Consider the following 24,307-nt stretch of genomic DNA (forward strand, 5'->3'; position numbering starts at 1 on the left):
TAAAAAGATAAATTAGTTTTCAGTTCTAAAAATTAAACAATGAACAACAATCACATAAATTACATTGAATTTAAAGCTAAAAACATTGAAAAAATAAAACAATTTTATTCAAAAGCTTTTGATTGGACTTTTACTGATTACGGTCCTACCTACACCGCTTTTTCTAGTAGTGGATTAGAAGGTGGATTTGAAAAAACTGATGAAGAAATAAACAATGGAGCTTTGGTAGTTTTATATAACGAAAACTTAGAAGAAATTAAAAAACATATTATCGAATTAAACGGAACCATTTCTAAAGAAATATTTTCTTTTCCTGGAGGAAAAAGATTTCATTTCAAAGATCCTTCTGGAAACGAACTAGCCATTTGGTCTGACAAATAAAACCTAATTACATTCCTTTTTTAATTCTTTTTTGTTGATATACCTCAGCAATAGTAGGATTTTCGGGACATGATTTTATTTGTTCAAATTCATCTCCCGATTTTACCTTACCGGTTTCTAATATTTTAAAGTAAATTCCTGGAAAATCCTGTTTCCAGAACTGTTTTACGATTTTCATATTATTAAATCGTACTCCAAGTTTCATGCAAGGTTGACGTGGTTTTGTTACTTCTATAACTACATCACCTACTTTATAAGTATCTCCTACATGAATTTTAGATTCATCCAAATCATCAATAGTTAGATTTTCTCCAAACATTCCATATTGCCAATCCAAATCTGGGTAAAATTCTTTCCAATAAGCATAGTGTTTTTCTGAATAGGCATAAACTGCTTGCTCTAATCCTCCATGATGTACTCTATCGCAAACTGCATCTCCTCTAACATCTTCAACATCTAAAAAAATAGGTTCATCTATTGTAAATTTAAAAATACCAGTCGTTATCAACTTTCCTTTCCAATCAATTTCTTTTCGTTCCCCTATGTTTGTAGATACTATCTTCATTTTTTTATTCTTTTAAAAAGCCTTGTAATACGTCAGCAATCTTTCTATTATCTGATAATTGTGGAATTTTATTTTGACCTCCAAACTTTCCTATAGATTTCATATACTCATGGAATCCACCTTTTTTTACTTTTCTAATTATTAAAGGTCGTAGTACTTTCCCTTCAATTAAATCAAAGTAATATACATTTTGGGACTGCATTGATGCATCTATTTTAGAAGCTAGTTCTTCTAAATTATCAGGTTCATTTTCAAACTCAATAAACCATTCATGATATGGCAATCCACTTTCTGGATTTACTTGAGGAGCTACTGTAAATTCGCTAACATTTACATCTGTCCCTACTATGGCATCATTTAAAGCTTTTTCCACTTCCTTACCTATAACGTGTTCTCCAAAAGCAGAAATAAAATGCTTAATACGTCCAGTTACTTTTATTCTATAAGGTTTTAATGAAGTAAACTCTACTGTATCTCCAATATTATAGCCCCAAAGTCCAGCTGTAGTATTTAAAATAATTACATAATTTATTCCTAACTGTACATCTTTTAAAGAAATTCTAGTTGGATTTTCATCAAAAAATTCTGTTGCTGGTATAAACTCATAAAAAATACCTGAGTTTAACTGCAATAACATTCCTTTTTCTGTTTGAGTATCTTGATAAGCTATGAATCCTTCTGATGCAGGATACAATTCAACATAATCAATCTTTTTACCTATTAATGTCTCAAACTTATTCTTGTAAGGTTCAAAATTTACACCTCCATAAATAAAGAAGTTAAAATTAGGAAAGGTTTCAGAAATTGTTTTTCCTGTTTTATCTATCAACTTCTCAAAATACATTTGTACCCAAGAAGGTATACCACTTATTACCGTCATGTTTTCCGGTAAGGTCTCTTCTACTATCTTATTTACTTTAGTATCCCAATCTTCTATACAATTGGTTTCCCAACTAGGCAAACGATTTTTTAATAAATAGTTAGGTACATAATGCGCAGCAATTCCACTTAAACGTCCTAACTTTACTCCATTCATATCTTCTAGAACAGGACTTCCTTGTAAAAAAATCATTTTTCCATCTACAAAACTTGCATCATTTGTTTCAGCAATATAAAACAACAAGGCATTTCGTGCTGCTTTAATATGTGTAGGCATTGACTCTTTTGTTATCGGAATATATTTAGCTCCAGACGTTGTTCCAGATGTTTTTGCATAATACAATGGTTTTCCTTTCCATAAAACATTCTCTTCTCCTTCCACCATCCTATCAACATAGCTTCTTAATCCTTCATAATCATTTACAGGAACTCGCTTTTTAAAATCTTCATAATTATTGATAGAAATAAAATCATGATCCTGTCCAAAAGCAGTTTTACAACCTTCAGCTACTAAATATTTAAAGACTTTTTCTTGTGTTTCATGTGGCTTATTTGCCCATTTATACACTCTTTTTCGAATCTGCTTTGCAAATGGAATTGCTATTCTTGATTTAATACTCATTTACTGAAAATCTATATAATTTGTTGGATCCACCGGAAATCCATTACTCCATAACTCGAAATGTAAGTGTGGCCCTGTAGTTAATTCACCTGTTGAACCTACACTTGCTATTACTTCTCCTGATTTTACGATATCCCCTTGTTCCTTCAATAATGCTCCATTATGCTTATAAACAGATATAAATTCGTTAGGATGTTGAATTGTTATTACATACCCTGTTTCTGCAGTCCATTCCGATAAAATAACTGTCCCATCTGCAATTGCTTTTACTGGAGTTCCTGTTTGCGCAACAATATCTATTGCATAATGCTTATCGTCTCTATTAAACTTTTGAGACACACTTCCTGTCAAGGGAGAAAAAAACACAATTTTTGCTCTTCCTTCTGCTCCTTCTGACAGAGGGAATCGATCTTTTCCTTCAACCTTATCTCTAAATTGCAAATCTTGTTCTGTAGGCCCTAACTTACTTTCATCAACTACAATGTTTTGAGCTACATCTTTAATTGAATCAACCTTTTCTGGCTCTATTTCCCCAGTAAAAACAGGTTTTAAAGCTCTAGTATAACGTTCTAATATTGCTAACTTTTTTTGTAAAGAATCTGATTTATAAATTGCTCTTGCAGCTTCTTTCTTCAAGCTTGTAGACGAATACCCTGGTATGTATTCTCTCAAACCTGTAAAGGCTATCAATAAAGAAGTTAATACAATAAGAATTATTGAAAACACTCCTCCAAAAACAAATACATTTAGACGTGATAATTTTAATGAAAATTTTTCTTGAAAAGTATCTTCATTTAAAATCACCAATCGATATTTATCAATTAGTTTTTGTTTAAGCTTTCGCTTTTTTTGAATTTTTGTCACTTTTAATACTAGTTTGGAATTCAAATATACAACGAAAAAATGGCGTAACTATTTTTTACCCTAATTACACCTTATGTTAAAAAATGAAGTATTATAAATCAAACAAATACGAGATAGAAAAATTAAAAAAACTAGTTGTATTCAAATTCGTTTCTCCCTCTAAGGCTGTTGGGAAGTTAAAGGTATAGCCTAACTCAAAATCAACGTTACCAGTACTATATTGTAAAGGTACTTGCAACTGTGTATTTATTAATCCAAAATCATTATTTTGAACATATCTTGTAAATTGCTTACCTCTAATAGTAAAAGTTTGTGACAACTGAATTGTTTGTTGAGCTAACACTATGTTTAATTGAGGCTGTAATCTTAAATGATGGCGCTTCTTTTTCACTAAATTAACAACCCCATATGTAGAAGAAACTATTTGAAATGAATTATCACTTCCAAATAAATAAGTTGTTGATACTTCCGTTCCAAAGGTTTTCTTTTTATTATCTATTTCTATTCCTAAAGATAATGCATTTTTAAAAGGATTATTTTCAGAAGTGTCTGAATAAAAATATCTATCATATGAAATAGACCATCTGTACTGTTTATTTTTCCCAAAACTTTTACCAAAACCTATAGTTGCTGATGTATAATCCCATTCTGGTGTAAATTGATCATAATAAACTCCGGTTAAACCAATGAACAAACCATTTGAATGAACATAAGTTATTTGTGGACCTATATTAAACTGATCTGTTCCAATATCTCTTCCTGAAAAATACGTTTTGTTATTATACTCTACCGATAAATGAATAAACTGAAGTTCTGTTACCGATTTTAAAAACTCTTCTTCACTTTCTTCCTCTAAAATACTGTCAATAATTTCATCTTCTTCTGAAAGCTGAACATCTTCTGATTCTTCAGAAGAGACTTGTCCATAAGCACAAATAGCGCTTAATAATAAAGAAAAAAGTAAAAATGTTTTTTTCATATATGCTATAAAAATACAAAAAAGTGGTTGATAAGATCAACCACTATAATCAAATACACTACAAAAATTTCTATCTTCTTTTCCTATTTTGTGTTCTGTTTCTAATATTTTTTTTAATTCTTTTTTTTGAGTTTTTATTTTTAAACCGTGTTTTTAGCTGCGCTTTTTGCGATTTAGTAAGTGTATTTCTAAACTTAGCTTTTACTTGTTTTACACTCTTAGTATTTTGTGCTACTAATTTTTTTTGAGACGATGTTAATGACCTCTTTAAAGCTTGTTGTCTTTCTTGCTTAGTTAAAGCCTGATTTTTTAATATAGCCTTTTGACTAGGAGTAAGCGTAGCTTTAAATGCTTCTCTATTTTTTTTTATTAGTTCTTTTTGGGTTTTTAATAATTGCTTTTGCTCTTTAGAAAGATTTAACTTTTCTATTGAGTTCTGACCTACCACATTTGAAACACCTAATAAAAGCGAAAATATAATTGCTAATATGATTTGTATCGGTTTCATCTTTATTCTTATTAATACTATTCTTTAGACCTTTTATTTCTTAAAAAGTTTTAATCTTACTCAGAAAAAATTTCATCTGTTAATAATTCTTCGTTTACATAATCTTCCAGTAGCTTATCAACATCTGCTTCCTCTGTTACTAACGATGCTATTAAAATATCATTTTCTTCTTCACTACTTATTCCAATAGGGTTATACACAGCTAAAGTAAATAACAATGCTACAACCGCTACAGCTGACCAAATAGATATTTTTTTATACAAAGAAACTACTTTTCCTTTTTTCTCTAAAACTGTTTGTTCTAAAATAGACTGTTTAGATTTTGAAAAATAATCCGAAGGTACATCCAAACCTAAATCGGATTTATGTTTTCTTTGTGTATTCATATCAAAAGTATTTCGAATGTTAAAGTTATCATTTTGTGTGCTCATAACAAACTATGCTTTAATTTTTTCTATATACGACATTTTAGTTATGTTACTTTCTATATATTTTACAGCTCCATAATAATGTGTTTTTACTGTTCCTTCTTTGATCTTTAAAATATTTGAAATTTCTCTAAACTTTAAGTTATCGTAATATTTCATGTAAAATACCTTCTTTTGATTTTCCGGCAATTGACTTAATACTGTTTGCAATTTTAATTGTGCTTCATCTCCATCAAAAAAGATATCGTCTTTTAAATCTCCTAAAAACTTATCACTCACATCTTGAAGCGAAGAAAAAGTTTTCTTCTTTTCTTTCTCTATAAAACGCATAGACTCGTTATATGCTATTTTATACATCCAAGTATGAAGTGAACTTTGTTGCTTAAAATTTGCTAAACTTTTATATACTCTTACAAATGTATTTTGCAACACATCATCAGCGTTTTCGTGAGTTCCTACTAATTTTCGAATATGCCAATACAAACGCTCTTGATATAAATCTAATAATTTAGAAAACGCCCGTTCTTTATATTTCTTACTAGTTAATTGATTTATAAAATCAGCTTCGTTCATTGGTTTTTAATAGTCTTATTTCTTAGTTAGACCTCTAAAGTTTTAAAAAGTTTAGATTTTCCTTATTTTTTTAAATTACTAAAAATGAACGGCATAAAAAAACCAGCTCTATGAGCTGGTTCTTCCCTTAATTAATAAAAACTTACTTCTTTTTCTTATTCAATTTCAAAGTAATTTCTTTAGTATCTCCATTAGCATTCGTTAAAGTTGCTACATTATCACATGATCCGTCTCCAAAATCTAAAGTAGCAGTAGCTCCATCTCTTGAAAGCTCTATTACACCACTTACAATATATTTACAAGCCCATTCTCTCCTTAAATTGGTAGTAATTGTCGCTGTTTTTACAACACCATTTTTATTTATAGACTCCCAACTTCCTGATATTGAATACACATCATCTCCTCTATTATCTGTATCTGCTCCTTCTATTTTCTCTTTTACCTTTGTGCCTTTTTTGGTAATTTCAACTCCTGACTCTAAAGTAATTTTAATATCAATAGTAAAAGTTGCTTCTGGATTTCCATTTGAATTTTCTTTTACCTTTACTATAGATTTCCCTCCTTCAACACTATTTCCTTCTACTGAAAAGTTTTCAAAAGTTACAGTCTTTGAAAAACTACTATCAGTTTTAACATACTCTATAATTATTTTACCAGCAAATTCTCTTCCTCTCTTACCTTCACATCCATCTCCAAAATCTAAGGTTACAATTTTTCCTGTTGCTGTTTCTTCTGAAGTTCTTACAACACAATCTGGGTGATTAGAAGAAGGTGTTGTACTTTTACTTTCAAATCCACTATCTATTCCATCATCTTCAATTACCTCATCAATCTCTGTAGAAATATCATCTGCTAAAACTACATTTAAAGCCTCTTCTGTTGTTACAGCATTTGCTTCTAAATCTATCCCATCATTAGATTCACAAGATGCAAACAATAATAATCCAGCTATAAATAGTCCGCTTAATTTTCTTTGTACATTACTTAAAGTCATAATTACTAATTTTAAAAGTTAATCAGTTCTTTGACCTAAGTATTTTAAAAAAGTTTTAAAAAAAATTATTTTTTATAAAAATTCATCTCATCAACATAAGTCCAAACTTCAGTAGAAAGAAGTGGTTTCATGTTCTTTTTAGCTTTGATTCCATTTCGAATCATTGTTGATGATATTTGTACGATAGGCGCGTCAACTCTATGAATTTTTGAGTTTTCTAAAAATTCATTTTCAACAATACCCTCTGATATTCTTGGATACACATAAATATTATAATCATCTAAAATTGCTTCATAATTTTTCCATTTATGAAAGCTCTTTAAATTATCCTCTCCCATAATTAAATTAAAATTATAGTCTGGATACTTCTCTGTTATGTGCGCTAAAGTATTTATAGTATAATTAGGTTGTGGTAAATTAAACTCTATGTCAGACGGTTTTATTTTATCATACTCTTTGGTTGCTAAATACACCATTTCTAACCTATGATGATTATCTAATAAAGAACTTTTCTTTTTAAATGGATTGTGTGGAGTAACTACCATCCAAATTTCATCCAAATCAGAGTTTTCAACCATATGATTTGCTATAATCAAATGACCAATATGAATAGGGTTGAATGTCCCAAAATATAATCCGATATTTTTCATACCTAAAAACCTACTCCTTTTGATTAGCTTTATCTAAACCTAAAAATTCATCAACTAAATCTTCAGCTTCTTGCAAGGCTACTTTTAAATCGTAGTTTTTAATAATTTTATCAAACATTGGTGCTGTTGCCAACTCTATAGGAGCTTTGGCTATTCTTGAAGCTATTTTTTCTTCGCTTTCTTCACCTCTACTTTTTAAACGTCTTAATAACTCATTAATATCTGGTGGTTTTACAAATACTGCTAATGTTTCTTCTGGAAATTTTTCTTTAATTCGTAAACCTCCTCTTACATCAATATCAAAAATCACATGTTTTCCTAAAGCCCAGATACGCTCTATTTCTGTTTTTAAAGTACCATAGAAGTTGTTCATATAAACCTCTTCCCATTCTAAAAACTCTTCGTTCTTTATTTTTTGCTTAAAGTCTTTCGCTGAAATAAAATAATAATCTTCTCCATCAACCTCATTACTTCTTGGATCTCTTGACGTTGCTGAAATAGAGAATTCCAATCCAAATCTTTCTTGCTTTAATAAATGACGTACAATTGTTGTTTTTCCTGATCCTGATGGCGCTGAAAACACAAATAATTTTCCTTTAAATTCTTTAGTCATTTCTATAAAACGTTTAATATTTGTTCTTTAATTTTTTCTAACTCGTCCTTCATTTGAATTACCAATTTTTGCATTGGAGCAAAATTTGCTTTAGACCCTGTAGTATTTATCTCTCTTCCTATTTCCTGAATAATAAATCCTAATTTTTTACCATTAGAATCTGGTGTTGCTAATTGTTCCAAGAAATATTCTAAATGATTTGCTAAACGAACTTTCTCTTCGTTTATATCTAATTTTTCTAAATAATAAATTAATTCTTGTTCAAATCGATTTTCATCAATTTCAACTTTTAACTCTGTTAATGCTTTTTGTAAACGCTCTTTAACATGTTCTATTCTATCTCCATCTAGCTTTTTTATTTCTTCTAAAGCTAACTGAATATTAGCTATTCTTACTTTAAAATCTTCTTCTAAAGATTTAGCTTCATCTTTACGATATTGAATAATTTCTTTTAATGCTTCATCAATATGGATATCTATCTGATTCCACTCTTCTTCATCTAACTCTTCTCTCTCTGTTTTTAAAGCATCTGGCATTCTTACTGCCATCTTTAAAAGCTCAATATCATCAGAAGAACCTGCTTGAGTTACATTTCTTAATTGTTGTATATATTCTCTTACAACAGCATTATTTACAGTTGTTGAAGTTTCATCTGCAGTCATTTCTACATAAATAGAGAAGTCTACTTTACCTCTTACCAAATTGCTCGCTAATTTTTTTCGAACAGATAATTCTTTTTCCTTGTAATAAGATGGAATTCTAGTATTTAAATCTAAATTCTTACTATTTAGAGATTTAATCTCAATGGTTACTTTCTTAGATGGTAAATGTAGTACGGATTTTCCATAACCCGTCATAGACTGTATCATATCTCCAATTTAATAAACCGCAAATATACATTTATTTATTTTTTGCAACCACTTGTTTAGCAACCAAAAAAGGCTTTTGAACATTAAACCTTCATATAATTTTATTACTATACAATATGAAAATGAAGTTAATACTAACTTTAAAAAACAAATAGAAATAAAAAAAGTACTGCAAATGCAGTACTCTTTCTTTGGTTGATTAACTCTTGATTAGTCCACTAAAGGTGGTATTCTTAATACTTGCCCTGGATAAATTTTATCTGGGTGCGTTAACATTGGTTTGTTTGCTTCAAAAATAACTGGATACTTCATTGCATTACCGTAAAACTCTTTTGCAATTTTACTTAACGAATCTCCGCTTACTACTGTATGAAATTGCGCCATTGCTGCTTCTTCTACCTCTTCAACTTCTGCTACAGTCATATTATCTTCTACAGATGCAATTCCATTCGTGTTTCCTACTACTAAGACCACTTTTTCTTTTGTTGCTAAATCTGATGCTTCTCCCGATACCGTTGCCTTGTCTTCATCAACAGTAATTGATAAGTTTTCAACAGATAACTCTAAAGTATTTACAGCATCTACTAATTTTGCAGCTTTTTCTGAAGCTTCTTCTTCTGTTGTTTTTCCAATACCAAATACTTTGGCACCAGCATTTTTAATAAATGAAAAAATTCCCATTCTTTTTGATTTTTTGTTAATTATTAATTTTTTGCTTGACCAATATACAATTTTTACGTCATTTTTTTATGCTTTTTCAATTCAACCAGAAACGAATTTCTTAAAAATTATTTTTCAAAAAAAAAAGCCATACAACTAAGTATGACTTTTTATATTTTGATTTAACTTTTTTACTCATCAAAAGAATTCCATCCTTGGGCTTTCAAATCCATTTCTTGATTTGCCCTTGTAACTAACTTCATTCCTTGATTTTCCTCTGTCATATGTCCTATAACAGAAAAGTTAGGATTCCCTTTTATTTTATCAAATTCTGAGATTGGAACTGTAAATAACAATTCATAATCTTCTCCTCCACTTAAAGCAATCATAGTACTATCCATGTTAAATTCTTCTGAAGTAGATATCACCTGAGGGTCTAATGGTAATTTATCTTCATAAATCTTACACCCCAATTTACTTTGCTTACAAATATGCATAATCTCCGAAGAAAGTCCATCAGAAATATCAATCATAGCTGTTGGTTTTACCTCAAGCTCTTTTAATAACTCAGGTACATCTTTACGAGCTTCTGGTTTTAATTGACGTTCTATTAAATAGGTATAATTATCCAAATCAGGTTGATTTTGAGGGTTTACCTGAAATACTTGCTTTTCTCTTTCTAAAATCTGTAAACCAAGATATGCTCCTCCTAAATCACCAGAAACAACTATTAAATCAGTTTCTTTAGCTCCACTTCTGTATACTACATCTTCTTTTTTTGCTGATCCTATTGCTGTAACAGAAATTAGCATTCCTTTAGTTGATGATGTTGTGTCTCCTCCTATCAAATCTACTTTATAAGTATCACATGCTAATTTTATACCCGCATATAATTCTTCTACTGCTTCTAATGGAAACCTATTAGAAATTGCAATTGATACAGTTATTTGCTCAGCTACTCCATTCATTGCATACACATCAGATAAGTTAACCATTACTGCTTTATATCCTAAATGCTTCAAAGGCATATAACTTAAATCAAAATGCACACCTTCTATAAGTAAATCAGTCGTTATTAACGTTTCTTTACCTGTTTGACTTATAACTGCTGCATCATCTCCTATACCTTTTTGAGTTGAAGAATTATATAACTTAAAATGCCCTGTTAAATGGTTAATTAATCCAAACTCTCCTAGTTTAGACAATGAAGTTCTCTCTTGATTTTTATCTTCTAACATGCTGCAAAGATAACAACTAGTAACTAAAAAAAACATTATAAATTAGTAACCTAATTTAAAATATTCATAGGGTTTAACTGTTTATAAATGTTTTATAATTAGTTAATTATTTATTTTAGTGTTTTAAAAGCTCCCGAATATGATAAAATACAGAACTTTACTTAGCCTAATCTCATTCTCTTTTTTAATTTCTTGTTCTTCAAGTGATACACCTCCAGCACAACCGCAACCTGACCCTACTAATATAGTAAAATGTACAGGTGGTAAAGCTGGAATATATCCTTGTAGTGGTTATGATTTACTTTTAACTCTTCCTTTGGATACTTTTGATGCTACGAAAGGAAATGATTCATGGGGATGGACTGACACAACTACCAACAAAGAATACGCAATTATGTGTTTAAATAACGGAACTGCATTTGTAGATATTTCAGATACAGATAACCCTGTTTATCTAGGTAAACTACCAACAGCAACAGTGAGCAGTTCGTGGAGAGATGTTAAAGTATATAAAGACCATGCATTTATTGTTAGTGAAGCATCTAATCATGGAATGCAAGTTTTCGATTTAACGCGATTACGAAATATAACTAATACTCCTACTACTTTTACAGCAGATACACATTTTACAGAATTTGGTAGCGCACACAACATGGTTATTAATGAAAATTCTGGTTATGCTTATCCTGTTGGAACAAGTAAAACAGGAACTTACAAAGGGGGTCCCTTGTTTATAAACATACAAGACCCTAAAAACCCAAAAAGCGAAGGTGGATGGGGAATGGACAACTACAGCCACGATGCACAAGTTGTTACTTATAATGGCCCAGACACCGATTATACTGGAAAAGAAATTTTAATAGGGAGCAATGAAAATGAAGTAGTTATTGTAGATATAAGTAACAAAGCAAATCCAAAGAATATTTCAAAAATATCTTATCCTAATGTTGGCTATACGCATCAAGGATGGTTTACAGAAAATCAAAAACACTTTATTTTAGGAGATGAATTAGATGAACAAAACTTTGGAAATAAAACAAAGACTATTATTTTTGACTTTACTGATTTAGACAATCCAAAACTAGACTTTATATATACTGGATTAACCGAAGCTATAGATCATAATGGCTATGTAAAAAACAATACATTTTATTTAGCAAATTACACTGCTGGTGTACGTTTTATAGATATTTCAAATATCAATGGTAAAACGATAACTGAAACTGGTTATTTTGACACTTATCCAGACAATGATGGGGCTAGTTTTAATGGTGTATGGAATGTGTACCCTTATTTTAAAAGTGGAAAAATTTTAGTAAGTGATATTAATAGAGGATTATTCATCATCAAAAAACAATAAATGTTAAAAAGACTTTCAATTTTTTTATTTATTACTCTTGCAATTGTAGGCTGTAGCAATGATGATGGTATTAGCTTATCTAACCCTATAAAAGCATTGCAAGTAGATTTTATAAAAACTTATGGAGGAACCAGAAATGAAAGCGGAAGAAGTGTTGTGCAAACTTCAGACAACGGCTATGCTGTTTTAGGTTACACTCAAAGTATTGATGGAGATGTTTCTACTACCAAAACCACCGTTCAATATGATTATTGGCTTTTAAAGTTTGATAAGGATGATAAATTACAATGGCAAAAAAACTATGGTGGCTCTAAAGACGATAGAGCATATCAAATTATTGAAACGAGTGATAAAGGATTTGCTATTATAGGATTTAATAAAAGCGCTGACGGAGATTTAACTACCAATGAAGGTTTTGAAGATGTTTGGATATTAAAACTAGATGCTACTGGAAATATTACATGGAAAACCACTACTGGTTTTTCTGGAACAGATCAAGGATTTAGTATAATACAGACTAGTGATGGTGGTTATTTTGTTGGAAGTATTTTAGACGTAACAGCTTCAGGAGGACAAGGAAACTCTAAGTTTGCAGCAAAACATGCTGGAGGCGATTATTGGGGTATAAAACTAAATTCATCTGGTAATATTGAATGGCGAAAATACTTTGGTGGTCAAAATACAGATACTTGTTATGGTGTCGTAGAAACAACAGATGGCTATATAATGATAGGATCATCAGATAGTATAGATGTTGATATCAAAAACAACAAAGGTTCATACGATTTTTGGATTGTTAAAATTGATAAAACTGGTAAACTCGTTTGGGAAAAATCTCTAGGAGGTGATCAAATTGATGAAGCAAGAGGTATTGCTGCAACAAACGATGGTAATTTTATTATCATTGGAGATAGTCGAAGCAATAATAAAGATGTAACTAAAAACAATGGAGGTGCAGATGTTTGGGCAACTAAAATTGACACCAAAGGAAACATCATTTGGCAAAAAAATTACGGAGGTTCAAGTTTTGACGTTGGTCGTTCTATTCATAAAACATCAGATAATGGATTTATTATTTCTGGAAGTTCGAGAAGTTCCGATAATGGAATTGTAAATAAAGGACAAAACGATGCTTGGATTCTTAAAATAGATGCAAATGGAAACCAACAATGGCAAAAAACAATTGGAGGTTCTGAAATAGATTTTTGTTACGATGCTGTAGAACTCTCAAACGGAAGTATTATTGCGGTAGGCGAAAGTAGTAGCAACAACCAAGACATAAAAACAAACAAAGGTTTTTCAGACCTATTAATCATAAAATTAAAATAAAAAATGAAAAAATATTTAACCCTCTTTTTAAGCTTATTACTTTTATCTTGTAGTTCAGATAGTGATGAACTTATAAAAGAAGTTACTCTTAAGCTAAACTTTACACAAAACTGGGATGGAACTGCTATTGAAAAATCAGATTTAAGTAGCTTTGAATTCACCAACAAAGCTGGTACTAAGTTAACTATAGATAGGTTAAGATATTTAATTTCAAGAATAACTTTAACTGATGGAAATCAAAAAGCAACGGTTTTCGATGGTTATAAACTAATTGACCTTAGTAAAAGTGATGAGTTAATTCATACGCTACCTCAAAAAATATCTGAAGGGTCGTATAAATTAGCCATTACATTTGGTTTTAATAATGACGATAACAAAGATGGGGTTTATCAAGATTTAAACACAGTTTCTTGGGGAGTTCCTACAATGTTAGGTGGAGGTTATCACTTCATGCAAATGGACGGAAAATACATTAATAAAAGTGGTGTTCAATCTAACTTCAATTATCATGCTATTAAAGCTGTAGATAATACTGACCCTACAAACTTAAAGTTTGAAGACACTTTTTTCACTGTAGAATTAGGTACAATATTAATTACAAATAATGCTACAATAGAGATTAGGATGAATGTTGCTGAATGGTTTAAAAACCCTAATGAATGGGACTTAAATACATTAAACACTATGTTAATGCCTAATTTTGATGCTCAAAAACTAATGGCTGCTAATGGAAAAAGTGGTGTATTTAGTCTAGGGAATATCTCGCAATAGATTATTAATGATAAAAAAAAGTATATATATCGTATTCCTTCTTCTTTTAATGAATTGCTCATCAAAAGAAGAAGATGTATATACTCCGAAACCAACTACTTTAAAGGTACCTGAACTTTTTCAACAAAAAATAATTGCCCCAGTTATACCTTCAAACAACCCATTAACAGAAGAAGGTATTGCATTAGGTAAAAAACTATTTTTTGATAAAATTTTATCTAAAAACAATACACAATCGTGTGCAACATGCCATGATCCAAAAAGAGCTTTTACCGATGAAACTCGATTTAGTGATGGTGTTGATGGAAATTTAGGAACTCGTAATTCCATGCCTCTTTTCAATTTAGCATGGAATTTTGATGAACGTTTTGCTTGGGACGGAAAAGAATTAAGTTTAGAAAGACAAGCCTTAGAACCAGTTCGTAATCCTATAGAAATGCACAGTAAATGGACTGATGTAGCACAAAGGATTCAAAACCATGCTGAATACCCTACATTATTCAAACAAGCCTTTGGAAATGTTAAAATAGATTCCACATTAATAACCAAAGCACTTGCTCAATTTGAAAGAACTCTAATTTCTGGAGACTCTAAATTCGATCAATTTCTATTAGGTAAAGCACAGCTAACCCCAGAAGAAAAAAATGGCTTTGATGTCTTTATGGATGAAACTCGTGGAGATTGTTTTCATTGTCATGGTAGTAATAATAACCCTTTATGGACCGATAATAAATTTCATAATAATGGCTTGAATGCTACTTTTACAGATTTAGGTCTGGGTAAAGTTACGGGTGATCCAAACGACAATGGTAAATTTAGAACCCCTTCTTTAAGAAATTTAAAATTTACAGCTCCTTATATGCATGATGGTAGGTTTGCTACAATAGAAGAAGTTATTGAACACTATTCAACAGGATTAAAAGCTTCTCCAACAATTGATCCTTTGATGAAAAAAGTGAATCAAGGAGGTGTAAATATTTCCAATAAAGACAAAGCTGACTTAAAAGCTTTTTTACTTACTCTTACAGACAATAACTTTGTCAATAATCCAGATTTCCAAGAATAATCGAGAAAATTAATAACTCTATTTAAAAACACAATGAAAGGTTGTGCAAATAAGTGAGACTTAAATTGTATATTTGCAAACTATTTAGAGTTAATCCACTTATACAATGATAAAAGTTTCAGACACAGCTAAAAAGAAAGTCATTGAACTAATGACAGACGACGGATTTAACGCTACAACCGATTTTGTTCGTGTTGGGGTAAAAAGTGGTGGTTGTTCAGGGTTATCATACGATTTAACCTTTGATAAAAACACCCAAGAAAATGATAAAATTTTTGAAGAAAACGATGTAAGAATTGTTGTTGACAAAAAAAGTTTTTTATACCTAGTCGGAACTACCTTAGAGTATTCTGGAGGATTAAATGGAAAAGGATTTGTTTTTAACAATCCAAATGCAAACCGTACATGTGGTTGCGGTGAAAGTTTTTCTTTATAACATTACAACTCAATCATGAGCAAGTATACCGAAGACGATTTAAGAGAAGAGTTAAAAACCAAAGAATATGAATATGGTTTTTATACAGATATAGAAAGTGAAACCTTTGCTAAAGGGTTAAACGAAGATGTGGTTCGTGCTATTTCAAAAAAGAAAAACGAACCAGAATGGATGACTGAATGGCGTTTAGAAGCCTTTAGAGTTTGGCAACAAATGGAAGAGCCAGAATGGGCTAATGTACAGTACGAAAAGCCAAACTTTCAAGAAATCGCTTATTATTCAGCACCAAAACAAAAACCTAAATTAAATTCTTTAGACGAAGTTGACCCAGAAATGTTGGCAACTTTTGAAAAATTAGGAATTTCTTTAGATGAACAAAAACGTTTGGCTAACGTTGCTGTTGATATTGTAATGGACTCTGTTTCTGTTGCAACAACTTTTAAAGAAACTTTAGCTGAGAAAGGAATTATTTTTATGCCAATCTCAGAAGCAATACAAGAGCATCCTGAATTAGTTAAAAAATATATAGGTTCTGTAGTTCCAACAACAGATAACTTTTATGCAGCATTAAATTCAGCAGTTTTTTCTGATGGATCATTCTGTTATATTCCAAAAGGAGTTCGTTGTCCAATGGAATTATCTACTTATTTTAGAATTAACGAAGGTGGTACAGGGCAATTTGAAAGAACTTTAGTAGTAGCTGATAAAGGAAGTTATGTTTCTTACTTAGAAGGATGTACTGCACCTCAACGTGATGAAAATCAATTACACGCAGCCGTTGTTGAATTAATCGCAATGGATGATGCTGAAATTAAATACTCTACAGTACAAAACTGGTTCCCAGGTGATGCTGAAGGTAAAGGAGGAGTTTTCAACTTTGTAACTAAAAGAGGTATTTGCGAAACCAATGCTAAAATTTCTTGGACACAAGTAGAAACTGGATCTGCAGTAACATGGAAATACCCAAGTTGTGTATTAAAAGGAAATAATTCTGTAGGGGAGTTTTACTCAATTGCAGTAACTAATAATCACCAACAAGCAGATACTGGAACAAAAATGATTCACTTAGGAAAAAACACTAAGTCAACCATTATTTCAAAAGGTATATCTGCAGGAAAATCACAAAACAGCTACCGTGGATTAGTACAAATTAATTCAAGAGCTGAAAATGCACGTAACTTCTCTCAATGTGATTCTTTATTAATGGGTAATGAGTGTGGAGCACATACATTCCCTTATATAGAAGCGAAAAATAAATCGGCACAAATAGAGCACGAGGCTACTACAAGTAAAATTGGTGAAGATCAATTATTTTATTGTAACCAACGTGGAATTGATACCGAAAAAGCAATAGCATTAATTGTAAACGGATTTAGTAAAGAAGTATTAAATAAGTTACCAATGGAATTTGCTGTTGAAGCACAAAAATTATTAGAAATTAGTTTAGAAGGAAGTGTAGGTTAAAATTTAATTGATTTTAACCACTAAGTTAAGTTGTTATTTAACACAACTTTACCCAAAACAAAATAAAAAAACACGTAGCAATAGCTAACATAACATAAGAACAATGTTAAAAATAGAAAACTTACACGCACAGGTAGAAGACAAAGACATTCTAAAAGGAATTAATTTAGAAGTTAAAGCTGGAGAGGTACATGCTATCATGGGACCAAATGGTGCAGGAAAAAGTACTTTATCATCTGTAATTGCAGGTAATGAAAATTATGAAGTTACTTCTGGAAACATCGAGTTAGAAGGTGAAGATATTAGCGAATTAGCTCCTGAAGAAAGAGCGCATGCAGGAGTATTTTTATCATTCCAATATCCAGTAGAAATTCCTGGTGTTACTGTAACTAACTTTATTAAAACAGCTATTAACGAATCTCGTAAAGCACAAGGTTTAGAAGAAATGCCTGCGAAAGACATGCTAAAAAAGATTCGTGAAAAATCTGAATTATTAGAAATTGATAGAAAATTCTTATCTCGTTCTTTAAATGAAGGTTTTTCTGGAGGAGAGAAGAAACGTAATGAAATTTTCCAAATGGCTATGTTAGAGCCTAAATTAGCAATCTTAGATGAAACAGATTCTGGTTTAGATATCGATGCATTACGTATTGTTGCTAATGGTGTAAACAAATTAAAATCTGAAAACAACGCAGTTGTAGTTATTACACACTACCAACGTTTATTAGATTATATAGTTCCTGATTATGTACACGTTTTACATGATGGTAAAATTGTAAAAACAGGTGACGCTTCTTTAGCTTTAAAGCTTGAAGAAAAAGGATACGATTGGATTAAAGAAGAGGTAAACTCATAATTAGTTGGATTCAACTAAACATTGAAAGAATGGAGTTAAAAGAGAAATTATTATCATCATATGTAGCCTTTGAAAATGGATTGAATGTTAATTCTGATATTCATGATATTCGTACAAAAGCGTTACAAGAGTTTGAAAAATTAGGATTTCCTACAAAGAAATTAGAGGCTTGGAAATACACTTCTTTAAATTCAGTTTTAAAAGAAGATTATAGCTTATTTCCAGAACATGATATTGCCATAGAATTAGCTGATGTAAAGAAATATTTTATTCACGATATAGATAGTTATAAGATTATTTTTATCGATGGTAAATACAGCTCTTTCTTATCGGAAACAACACACGATGGTATGGATGTATGCTTACTTTCAGCAGCATTATCTAAACCTAAGTACAAACCTGTAATTGAAAACTATTTCAATAAAATAGCTAAGCAAGATAATTTAACATCTTTAAATACTGCTTTTGCTACTGAAGGTGCATTTATTCATATTCCTAGAAACGTAGAAGTTGAAAAACCAATACAGATTATCAACTTTACAACTGGAAAGGAAGATGCTACTATGATTCAACCAAGAAACTTAGTAGTAGCTGAACGCAATGCACATGTTCAAATTATTGAGCGTCATCAAAGTTTAACAGATAACCCAGTTCTTACTAATGTGGTTACTGAAATTTTTACTGATACACATTCAACTGTTGATTATTATAAAATTCAGAACGATAATGATAACGCTTCTTTAGTAGATAATACTTACATAGAGCAACAATCGGAAAGTGTTTGTTCTGTACATACTTTCTCTTTTGGAGGAAATATTACACGTAATAACTTAAATTTCTACCAAAAAGGAGAGCGTATTGATTCTATTTTAAAAGGAATTACAATTATTGAAGGAAAACAACACGTTGACCACCACACTTTAGTTCACCATATAGAACCAAACTGTGAGAGTCACCAAGACTACAAAGGTATTTATGGAGGTCGTTCTACTGGTGTTTTCAACGGTAAAGTTATTGTTGAGAAAGAAGCTCAAAAAACGAACGCTTATCAACAAAACAATAATGTTTTAATTAGCGACAAAGCAACGATAAATGCAAAACCTCAATTAGAGATTTTTGCCGATGATGTAAAATGTTCTCATGGTTGTACTATTGGGCAATTAGATGAACAAGCATTGTTCTATATGCAACAACGTGGTATTCCTAAAAAAGAAGCTCGTGCATTATTAATGTATGCTTTTGCTAATACTGTATTGGAAAGTGTAAAAATACCTGAAGTTAAAAAGAGAATTAATAAATTAATAGCTAACAAATTAGGTGTTAATATTGGTTTCGACTTATAATATCAGATTATAAAAAATAAAACAGCCCTCTTAGAAATTAAGAGGGCTGTTTCTTTTATGAATTATTCTCTATTCTATCACAAATCGTTTACTAGTTTTAGTAAACTTATTTTCTAATCTTAAAATATAGATTCCTGAATTCAGTTTATCGATATTAATTGTTTTTTCTTCAGATAAACTTCCTTCTTTCAATACTTGTCCTAATACATTTACCACTTTATAAGATGCATTTGAAAAATTTCTTTCTGGCCCAACTAATTGTAATAATTTGCCTTTTTTAATAGGGTTTGGAGCAATATTAACTGATGTAAAGATTCCTTCATCTTCATCTCCTAAAATATCTACTCTAATATCAAATAATTCAGTAGCTATTACATTTGAACTTTCACATGATCCTTCATAAATTTTTACATTGCTAAATGTAGAGTTATTTCCAGAACCACCATCGTTATCGTTTATAAACACTAATCTATCCATAGCACCAGTATAAGAACTACCAACAGGAATTACATATTTCTTGGTTCCACTTGCATAATTATCAAAATTGGTGATTCCATAATTTTGTGTACCATGAACTTTAAAATATCTACTTGATGTTAAAGTATTATCGTTTTCAAAACCTATACCATGGATTTCTCCTTGAGAAGTACTACTAAATTCAAACTCAATCACAGTATTAGCTGTAACTGTATAATTTAAAGAAATATACTTCCAAGTATTATTTGTCAAGGTTAATGAAGCTCCTCCAGAACCTACAGAATAATTACCTGAGCTATCTTGATTAGAAAAAGAAGTAATTGTATAGTCATTAAAGTTTAATGATGAACATCCTGAACTTCCTCCTCCAGAAGTTAATGCTAAATTATCTATAGCTATATCACTAGACCAACCAGCTCCTGTTGTACCAACAAATCTTAATCTTACTTCATTTTGACCTACATATGAGCTCAAGTTTACGGATTGATTATTCCATTGATTTCCTTTATTTCCAGAATCACTCCATAAACTAGTCCAACTAGTACCATTTGTAGAAGCTTCTAATTTTAAAGAACCTACATTGGTACCGTACATATGATTACTAAAAGTAAATGTTGCAGAACTTACTCCTGACAAATTAAAACAAGGACTTTCTAAAATAGCCGTAGCATTTGCCCCTATTTGACCAGGACTACTATTATTAGAAGCCTCTAAAAACATATAATAATTACCATCAGCACCAGAACTAGGTCCAGTTCCTGTTGATGGTGTTCCTGAAGCATCTCTTACCCAATTACCATCATCTCCAGTAGCTTGTGTCCATCCATCTCCTGTTTCAAAACTTTGAGCATAAGGAAAAGAATTTACAGTACTAGAACATCCGGTTGGATTACCTCCACCACCACTACCTACACCATTTGCAGGCATAGAACTACCAATAGCACTAATTAAATCGTCGCTTCTTCCATAAGACCCATTAGGACAAAATCCTGTATTATGAATAGCTACAACAAAATTTGTGTTATAATCAATTACTGGCGAACCTGAACTTCCGCCCTCTGTATCTGCATAATAATTCATTCTTTTTCCTGCTCCTCCAGCATTTCCGCAACTTCCCACACAAGAAACTTCTGAAAAACCAGTATCGGTATTCACAGAAATTTCTTTTCTTCTTCCTCCTGGGTGTTGTGGAATATAAATTCGGTCACCTACAGATGATACTGTTGGGCTAATACTTAAATAACCATATGTACTAGTTGGATTAGTAGGTAACTTTACCAAAGTATAATCTAAACTAGAACTTGTTTTTACAAAAGTAGCTGAAGATGCTACTACATTTTGAGTAGCACTCGCAGAACCCGTACAACTTTGATATTGATAGTTGAAAATAAAATCTGTGTTTTGAGCATCAGATGAAGAACCAATACAGTGATTATTGGTCATTAAGTGACCTTCACTACCTAATAGCCAACCTGTACAACTTGAACTACCATTAATTATTAGTCTACATACAGCCTTTGCTTTTTCATACATATCTGTTCCACTATAACAAGCTATTCGCTCTTTATTATCGCTAGAACAAATAGATTTTCCTTGATGCTTTTCTACTGCTTTTATTAGCTTATTTGGGGTAAATCCATAGGCAACTTTAGCAATTTCAAATCCATTGTATTTACCTACATTTCCAGATGAATATAAGCGAACTTCAACTTTATCATCAAATAATACTTTTGACCAAAAATTGCTAATTGTTGTCATACTATTGTCAACAATTTTTCCTTTTCCACCATATATCAATGATTCTTTATTTTTTGCTCCAATTATTTCTAGGTAATCACCTGGAGCTAAATCAAAATTTTTAAAGTACAACTTAATGTAAGATGAGTTTTTAGAATAAAACTCTTTGCTATACACTAATTCCTTTTTTTGTTGATCTGAACTTTTCTTTTTAAACTTTTGATAGGTTTTTGTAATCTTGATGTCTGAGTCAAACTCATCACCTATTTTAAAAGCTTTTTGGGCATTTACGACTAATGCACTTAGAAAGATTAGGGCACAAAGTACCCCTTTGAAAAGATAATTTTTCATTTTTGAAGGGTTTTGGTTAATTTAAATCTAAATTACTAATAATCAGCACAATAAACAAAGTTAAAAATTAATTTTTAGCCTAAAAAAGCCAAAATCCTACTGTTTACAAGAGTTTTCAACCTCTCTTAAAATTTTATCTATCTTACTTTTTGACAAGAAGTTTCCTTTAACAAATACACCAGCTATTTTCCTTGTATTTGTAATATTTTCTAAAGGGTTATCTTCCAATAAAACCAAATTTGCATTCTTACCTTCACTAACACTTCCTTCTTCTGAAATAGCATTAAAATATCTTGCAGGAATTATAGTTGCAGTTTTTAAAGTTTCATAAGTTGTTAAACCTGATTTATTAATAAACTCAAGTTCTGTATGCAATGAAAAACCTGGTAAGAATAAACCATAAGTATCGCTACTTGTTAATAAAGGAACTCCTTCGTTATGTAATAACTTAGTAAACATTTGTTGCCATTGTAACTCTTTTGCTAAACGCTTTAATGATTTTTTTGAAGTAAACCATTCATACTTACGATAATGAACACTATCTGAAACCCAATAATCTTTATAGTAGTTTGGCAAATATTTCAACTCTTCTTTTTTAAGTAGTTTATCATGCCTATCATTATCAGCATAATTACTAATCATATCGAATATTCCTAATGTTGGTGACACATACACTCCACTCGTTTTAATTTGTTTAGCAGCTTTTTTCAAAAAAACTGAATTTTCTCTTTCTTTTTCAGAAAAGATATTCATAAACTCTTCTATATGTGCTATCGATTTCATTCGTAAAGAATATTCTAAAGGCATTTTTCTTTGTCCATGACCAATTACTTCTAATTGATTTTTTTGCGCCTCTCTTAACAACTTTAAATAAATATTCTTAGGTAAGTTGTCAGCTAACTTTATATAATCATATCCTCTTTTTTTATGATATGAAACTACGGACACTACTTCTTCTTCCGTTTTCAAATCTTTTCTTTGTAAATAGGGTCCTGTAGTATAATATTTAGGAGCAATGGTTAATTTTTCTGATAGCTTTTTGTTTTTAATTTGATCTTGCTTTTTATCCTCAGCCATATTTCTTGCTGAAGTAATACCATTAGCTACTAATAACTTGAATTCATTTTTAATATCAGTTTGATTATGGAAATGCATTTCTGCAAATCCTGGCAGCAAATATTTATTAGTTCCTGTAATTAATGTATCATACTTCCAATTTAACAAAGATGAATTTGGTGCTATTTTTTCTATTCTGTTTTTATGAATAAGTACATTATAATTTTTCAGAATGGTATCTACATCCATTGGAATTATATGCACATTTTCTATAAGTGTTTTTTTGTTTTGAGCTTGACTATTTGTAATTACTATGAAGAAAAAAAGTAATATTTTAAAATTGAATTTTATCATAATGGTTTGCTTTAATTTTTCAGCAAACCTAATTACAACAAGGGTTTAAGGAGTTTAAAAATGTTAGATTCTAAGAAAACAATACTTATTTATGTTGTTTTTGATACTCGCTCGGTGTGATTCCTGTATATTTTTTAAAAGCATTGAAAAACGTTGCCTTTGAATTAAAACCAACTTCTAAACCTATTGCTAATAAACTATAATTTGAAAAATCAGGATCTATCAACATTTCTTTTACATCCTCTACTCGATATTTATTAACTATATCTGAAAAGCTCTTATACGGACTTTCTTTTATTAGTTGAGATAAATAACCTGGGCTTATTCCTAGTTTTTCTGCTACAAAGTCTCTATTTAATTGTGAACTTCTATGAATATGTTCATCTGATAATAAACGAATAAACTCTTTTATTATCGGGTTTTCTATTAGTTCATTAGTTGCATTAACTTTTTTTGTTTTTAAATACTCTCTTATTTCATATTGATCGTTAGATAATTTAAATCGATAAATACCTATATAAATAACCCAGTACATCAATAAAGAAACTCCTATCCATAAATAATTTAATGACTTGCGTTCTAAGTATAAAAACCTATGAAATTCCAATAGAAAACCATAAACTTCGATTAGTGCAAAAATTACCCAAAATACTCGCAACCATTTTATAGTAGATTTTTGTGTTTTAACAAATAGTAACCAAAAGGAGGGCAGTAAAACAATAAAGGGAAAAATAATAGAACATAAACTTATTGCTTTATAAAAAAATGAAACTGAATCCTTTGTTATAAACGGCAGCTTATATAAGCCATAAATATTTTCTAAACTAACTATAATATTACATATCGTTAATACTACAAATGGTAAAAAAAATAAGACTTTAGTT

25 protein-coding genes are annotated in these 24,307 nt (G+C 30.5%); 9 read left to right on the plus strand and 16 right to left on the minus strand.

Annotation, left to right across the window (positions count from 1 at the left end; translation table 11 throughout):
• Positions 1-39 precede the first annotated feature (39 nt).
• A complete protein-coding gene (locus tag Q0958_RS01055; RefSeq protein ID WP_299118523.1) occupies positions 40-381 on the plus strand; it encodes a VOC family protein in 342 nt (113 codons plus the stop codon).
• A 7-nt stretch (positions 382-388) separates the two neighbouring features.
• Here Q0958_RS01055 and Q0958_RS01060 read toward each other — a convergent pair whose 3' ends face one another.
• From Q0958_RS01060 to thiL, 13 genes are all read right to left on the minus strand, one after another.
• Positions 389-946 carry an MOSC domain-containing protein gene (locus Q0958_RS01060; protein WP_299118525.1) on the minus strand — a complete coding sequence of 186 codons (558 nt, stop codon included), beginning with the start codon at positions 944-946 and terminating at the stop codon, positions 389-391.
• 4 nt (positions 947-950) lie between these two features.
• Positions 951-2,447, minus strand: a complete 1,497-nt coding sequence (locus tag Q0958_RS01065) for a GH3 auxin-responsive promoter family protein (protein ID WP_299118526.1) — start codon at positions 2,445-2,447, stop codon at positions 951-953.
• A complete protein-coding gene (locus Q0958_RS01070; protein ID WP_299118528.1) occupies positions 2,448-3,311 on the minus strand; it encodes a M23 family metallopeptidase in 864 nt (287 codons plus the stop codon).
• A gap of 91 nt (positions 3,312-3,402) precedes the next feature.
• Positions 3,403-4,290 carry a hypothetical protein gene (locus Q0958_RS01075; protein WP_299118530.1) on the minus strand — a complete coding sequence of 296 codons (888 nt, stop codon included), beginning with the start codon at positions 4,288-4,290 and terminating at the stop codon, positions 3,403-3,405.
• Positions 4,291-4,360: 70 nt separating this feature from the next.
• Positions 4,361-4,798: a hypothetical protein gene (locus Q0958_RS01080; protein WP_299118532.1), complete on the minus strand. Its 438-nt coding sequence runs from the start codon at positions 4,796-4,798 to the stop codon at positions 4,361-4,363.
• Positions 4,799-4,854: 56 nt separating this feature from the next.
• A complete protein-coding gene (locus Q0958_RS01085; RefSeq protein WP_299118533.1) occupies positions 4,855-5,229 on the minus strand; it encodes a hypothetical protein in 375 nt (124 codons plus the stop codon).
• Positions 5,230-5,235: 6 nt separating this feature from the next.
• Positions 5,236-5,799, minus strand: coding sequence for an RNA polymerase sigma factor (locus tag Q0958_RS01090; RefSeq protein ID WP_299118535.1), 564 nt, complete (start codon positions 5,797-5,799; stop codon positions 5,236-5,238).
• Between the two features lie 142 nt (positions 5,800-5,941).
• Positions 5,942-6,793 carry a hypothetical protein gene (locus Q0958_RS01095; protein WP_299118537.1) on the minus strand — a complete coding sequence of 284 codons (852 nt, stop codon included), beginning with the start codon at positions 6,791-6,793 and terminating at the stop codon, positions 5,942-5,944.
• Between the two features lie 65 nt (positions 6,794-6,858).
• Positions 6,859-7,443 carry a nicotinate (nicotinamide) nucleotide adenylyltransferase gene (gene nadD / locus Q0958_RS01100; RefSeq protein WP_235274227.1) on the minus strand — a complete coding sequence of 195 codons (585 nt, stop codon included), beginning with the start codon at positions 7,441-7,443 and terminating at the stop codon, positions 6,859-6,861.
• A gap of 10 nt (positions 7,444-7,453) precedes the next feature.
• Positions 7,454-8,056 carry a guanylate kinase gene (gmk, locus tag Q0958_RS01105; RefSeq protein WP_299118539.1) on the minus strand — a complete coding sequence of 201 codons (603 nt, stop codon included), beginning with the start codon at positions 8,054-8,056 and terminating at the stop codon, positions 7,454-7,456.
• Positions 8,057-8,058: 2 nt separating this feature from the next.
• The gene (locus Q0958_RS01110; protein ID WP_235274229.1) at positions 8,059-8,925 is read right to left on the minus strand and encodes a YicC/YloC family endoribonuclease; all 867 of its coding nucleotides are present in this window, start codon (positions 8,923-8,925) and stop codon (positions 8,059-8,061) included.
• A 210-nt stretch (positions 8,926-9,135) separates the two neighbouring features.
• Positions 9,136-9,606 carry a peptidoglycan-binding protein LysM gene (gene lysM, locus Q0958_RS01115; RefSeq protein ID WP_235274230.1) on the minus strand — a complete coding sequence of 157 codons (471 nt, stop codon included), beginning with the start codon at positions 9,604-9,606 and terminating at the stop codon, positions 9,136-9,138.
• Positions 9,607-9,776: 170 nt separating this feature from the next.
• Positions 9,777-10,823, minus strand: coding sequence for a thiamine-phosphate kinase (gene thiL, locus Q0958_RS01120; RefSeq protein WP_299118544.1), 1,047 nt, complete (start codon positions 10,821-10,823; stop codon positions 9,777-9,779).
• Between the two features lie 139 nt (positions 10,824-10,962).
• Here thiL and Q0958_RS01125 point away from each other — a divergent pair, with 139 nt between their 5' ends.
• The 8 genes from Q0958_RS01125 (at position 10,963) to sufD (ending at position 19,448) form a co-directional block, all read left to right on the plus strand.
• The gene (locus tag Q0958_RS01125) at positions 10,963-12,183 is read left to right on the plus strand and encodes a choice-of-anchor B family protein (protein ID WP_299118545.1); all 1,221 of its coding nucleotides are present in this window, start codon (positions 10,963-10,965) and stop codon (positions 12,181-12,183) included.
• A complete protein-coding gene (locus tag Q0958_RS01130) occupies positions 12,184-13,512 on the plus strand; it encodes a hypothetical protein (RefSeq protein WP_299118547.1) in 1,329 nt (442 codons plus the stop codon).
• 3 nt (positions 13,513-13,515) lie between these two features.
• Complete coding sequence (locus tag Q0958_RS01135; protein WP_299118549.1) at positions 13,516-14,283, plus strand: MbnP family protein; 768 nt, start codon at positions 13,516-13,518, stop codon at positions 14,281-14,283.
• A 7-nt stretch (positions 14,284-14,290) separates the two neighbouring features.
• Positions 14,291-15,349 carry a cytochrome c peroxidase gene (locus Q0958_RS01140; RefSeq protein WP_299118551.1) on the plus strand — a complete coding sequence of 353 codons (1,059 nt, stop codon included), beginning with the start codon at positions 14,291-14,293 and terminating at the stop codon, positions 15,347-15,349.
• A 106-nt stretch (positions 15,350-15,455) separates the two neighbouring features.
• Entirely contained in the window at positions 15,456-15,785 is a 330-nt protein-coding gene (locus Q0958_RS01145; protein ID WP_150898403.1) for an iron-sulfur cluster assembly accessory protein, read from the plus strand.
• 15 nt (positions 15,786-15,800) lie between these two features.
• Positions 15,801-17,249: a Fe-S cluster assembly protein SufB gene (gene sufB, locus Q0958_RS01150; protein WP_299118552.1), complete on the plus strand. Its 1,449-nt coding sequence runs from the start codon at positions 15,801-15,803 to the stop codon at positions 17,247-17,249.
• A gap of 103 nt (positions 17,250-17,352) precedes the next feature.
• On the plus strand, positions 17,353-18,105 hold the full coding sequence (gene sufC, locus Q0958_RS01155) for a Fe-S cluster assembly ATPase SufC (RefSeq protein ID WP_150898401.1): 753 nt from the start codon (positions 17,353-17,355) through the stop codon (positions 18,103-18,105).
• Between the two features lie 29 nt (positions 18,106-18,134).
• Positions 18,135-19,448: a Fe-S cluster assembly protein SufD gene (gene sufD, locus Q0958_RS01160; RefSeq protein WP_272150621.1), complete on the plus strand. Its 1,314-nt coding sequence runs from the start codon at positions 18,135-18,137 to the stop codon at positions 19,446-19,448.
• 69 nt (positions 19,449-19,517) lie between these two features.
• Here the strand turns inward: sufD and Q0958_RS01165 are convergent, their stop codons facing one another.
• The 3 genes from Q0958_RS01165 to Q0958_RS01175 all read right to left on the minus strand — a co-directional run bounded on the left by Q0958_RS01165 (position 19,518) and on the right by Q0958_RS01175 (position 24,081).
• Positions 19,518-22,013 carry a trypsin-like peptidase domain-containing protein gene (locus tag Q0958_RS01165; RefSeq protein ID WP_299118554.1) on the minus strand — a complete coding sequence of 832 codons (2,496 nt, stop codon included), beginning with the start codon at positions 22,011-22,013 and terminating at the stop codon, positions 19,518-19,520.
• A gap of 96 nt (positions 22,014-22,109) precedes the next feature.
• Entirely contained in the window at positions 22,110-23,423 is a 1,314-nt protein-coding gene (locus Q0958_RS01170; protein ID WP_299118556.1) for an amidohydrolase family protein, read from the minus strand.
• Positions 23,424-23,508: 85 nt separating this feature from the next.
• Complete coding sequence (locus Q0958_RS01175; protein ID WP_299118558.1) at positions 23,509-24,081, minus strand: helix-turn-helix domain-containing protein; 573 nt, start codon at positions 24,079-24,081, stop codon at positions 23,509-23,511.
• Between the last annotated feature and the right edge of the window lie 226 nt (positions 24,082-24,307).

The organism is uncultured Tenacibaculum sp. (assembly GCF_947499065.1).
Lineage (GTDB): Bacteria > Bacteroidota > Bacteroidia > Flavobacteriales > Flavobacteriaceae > Polaribacter.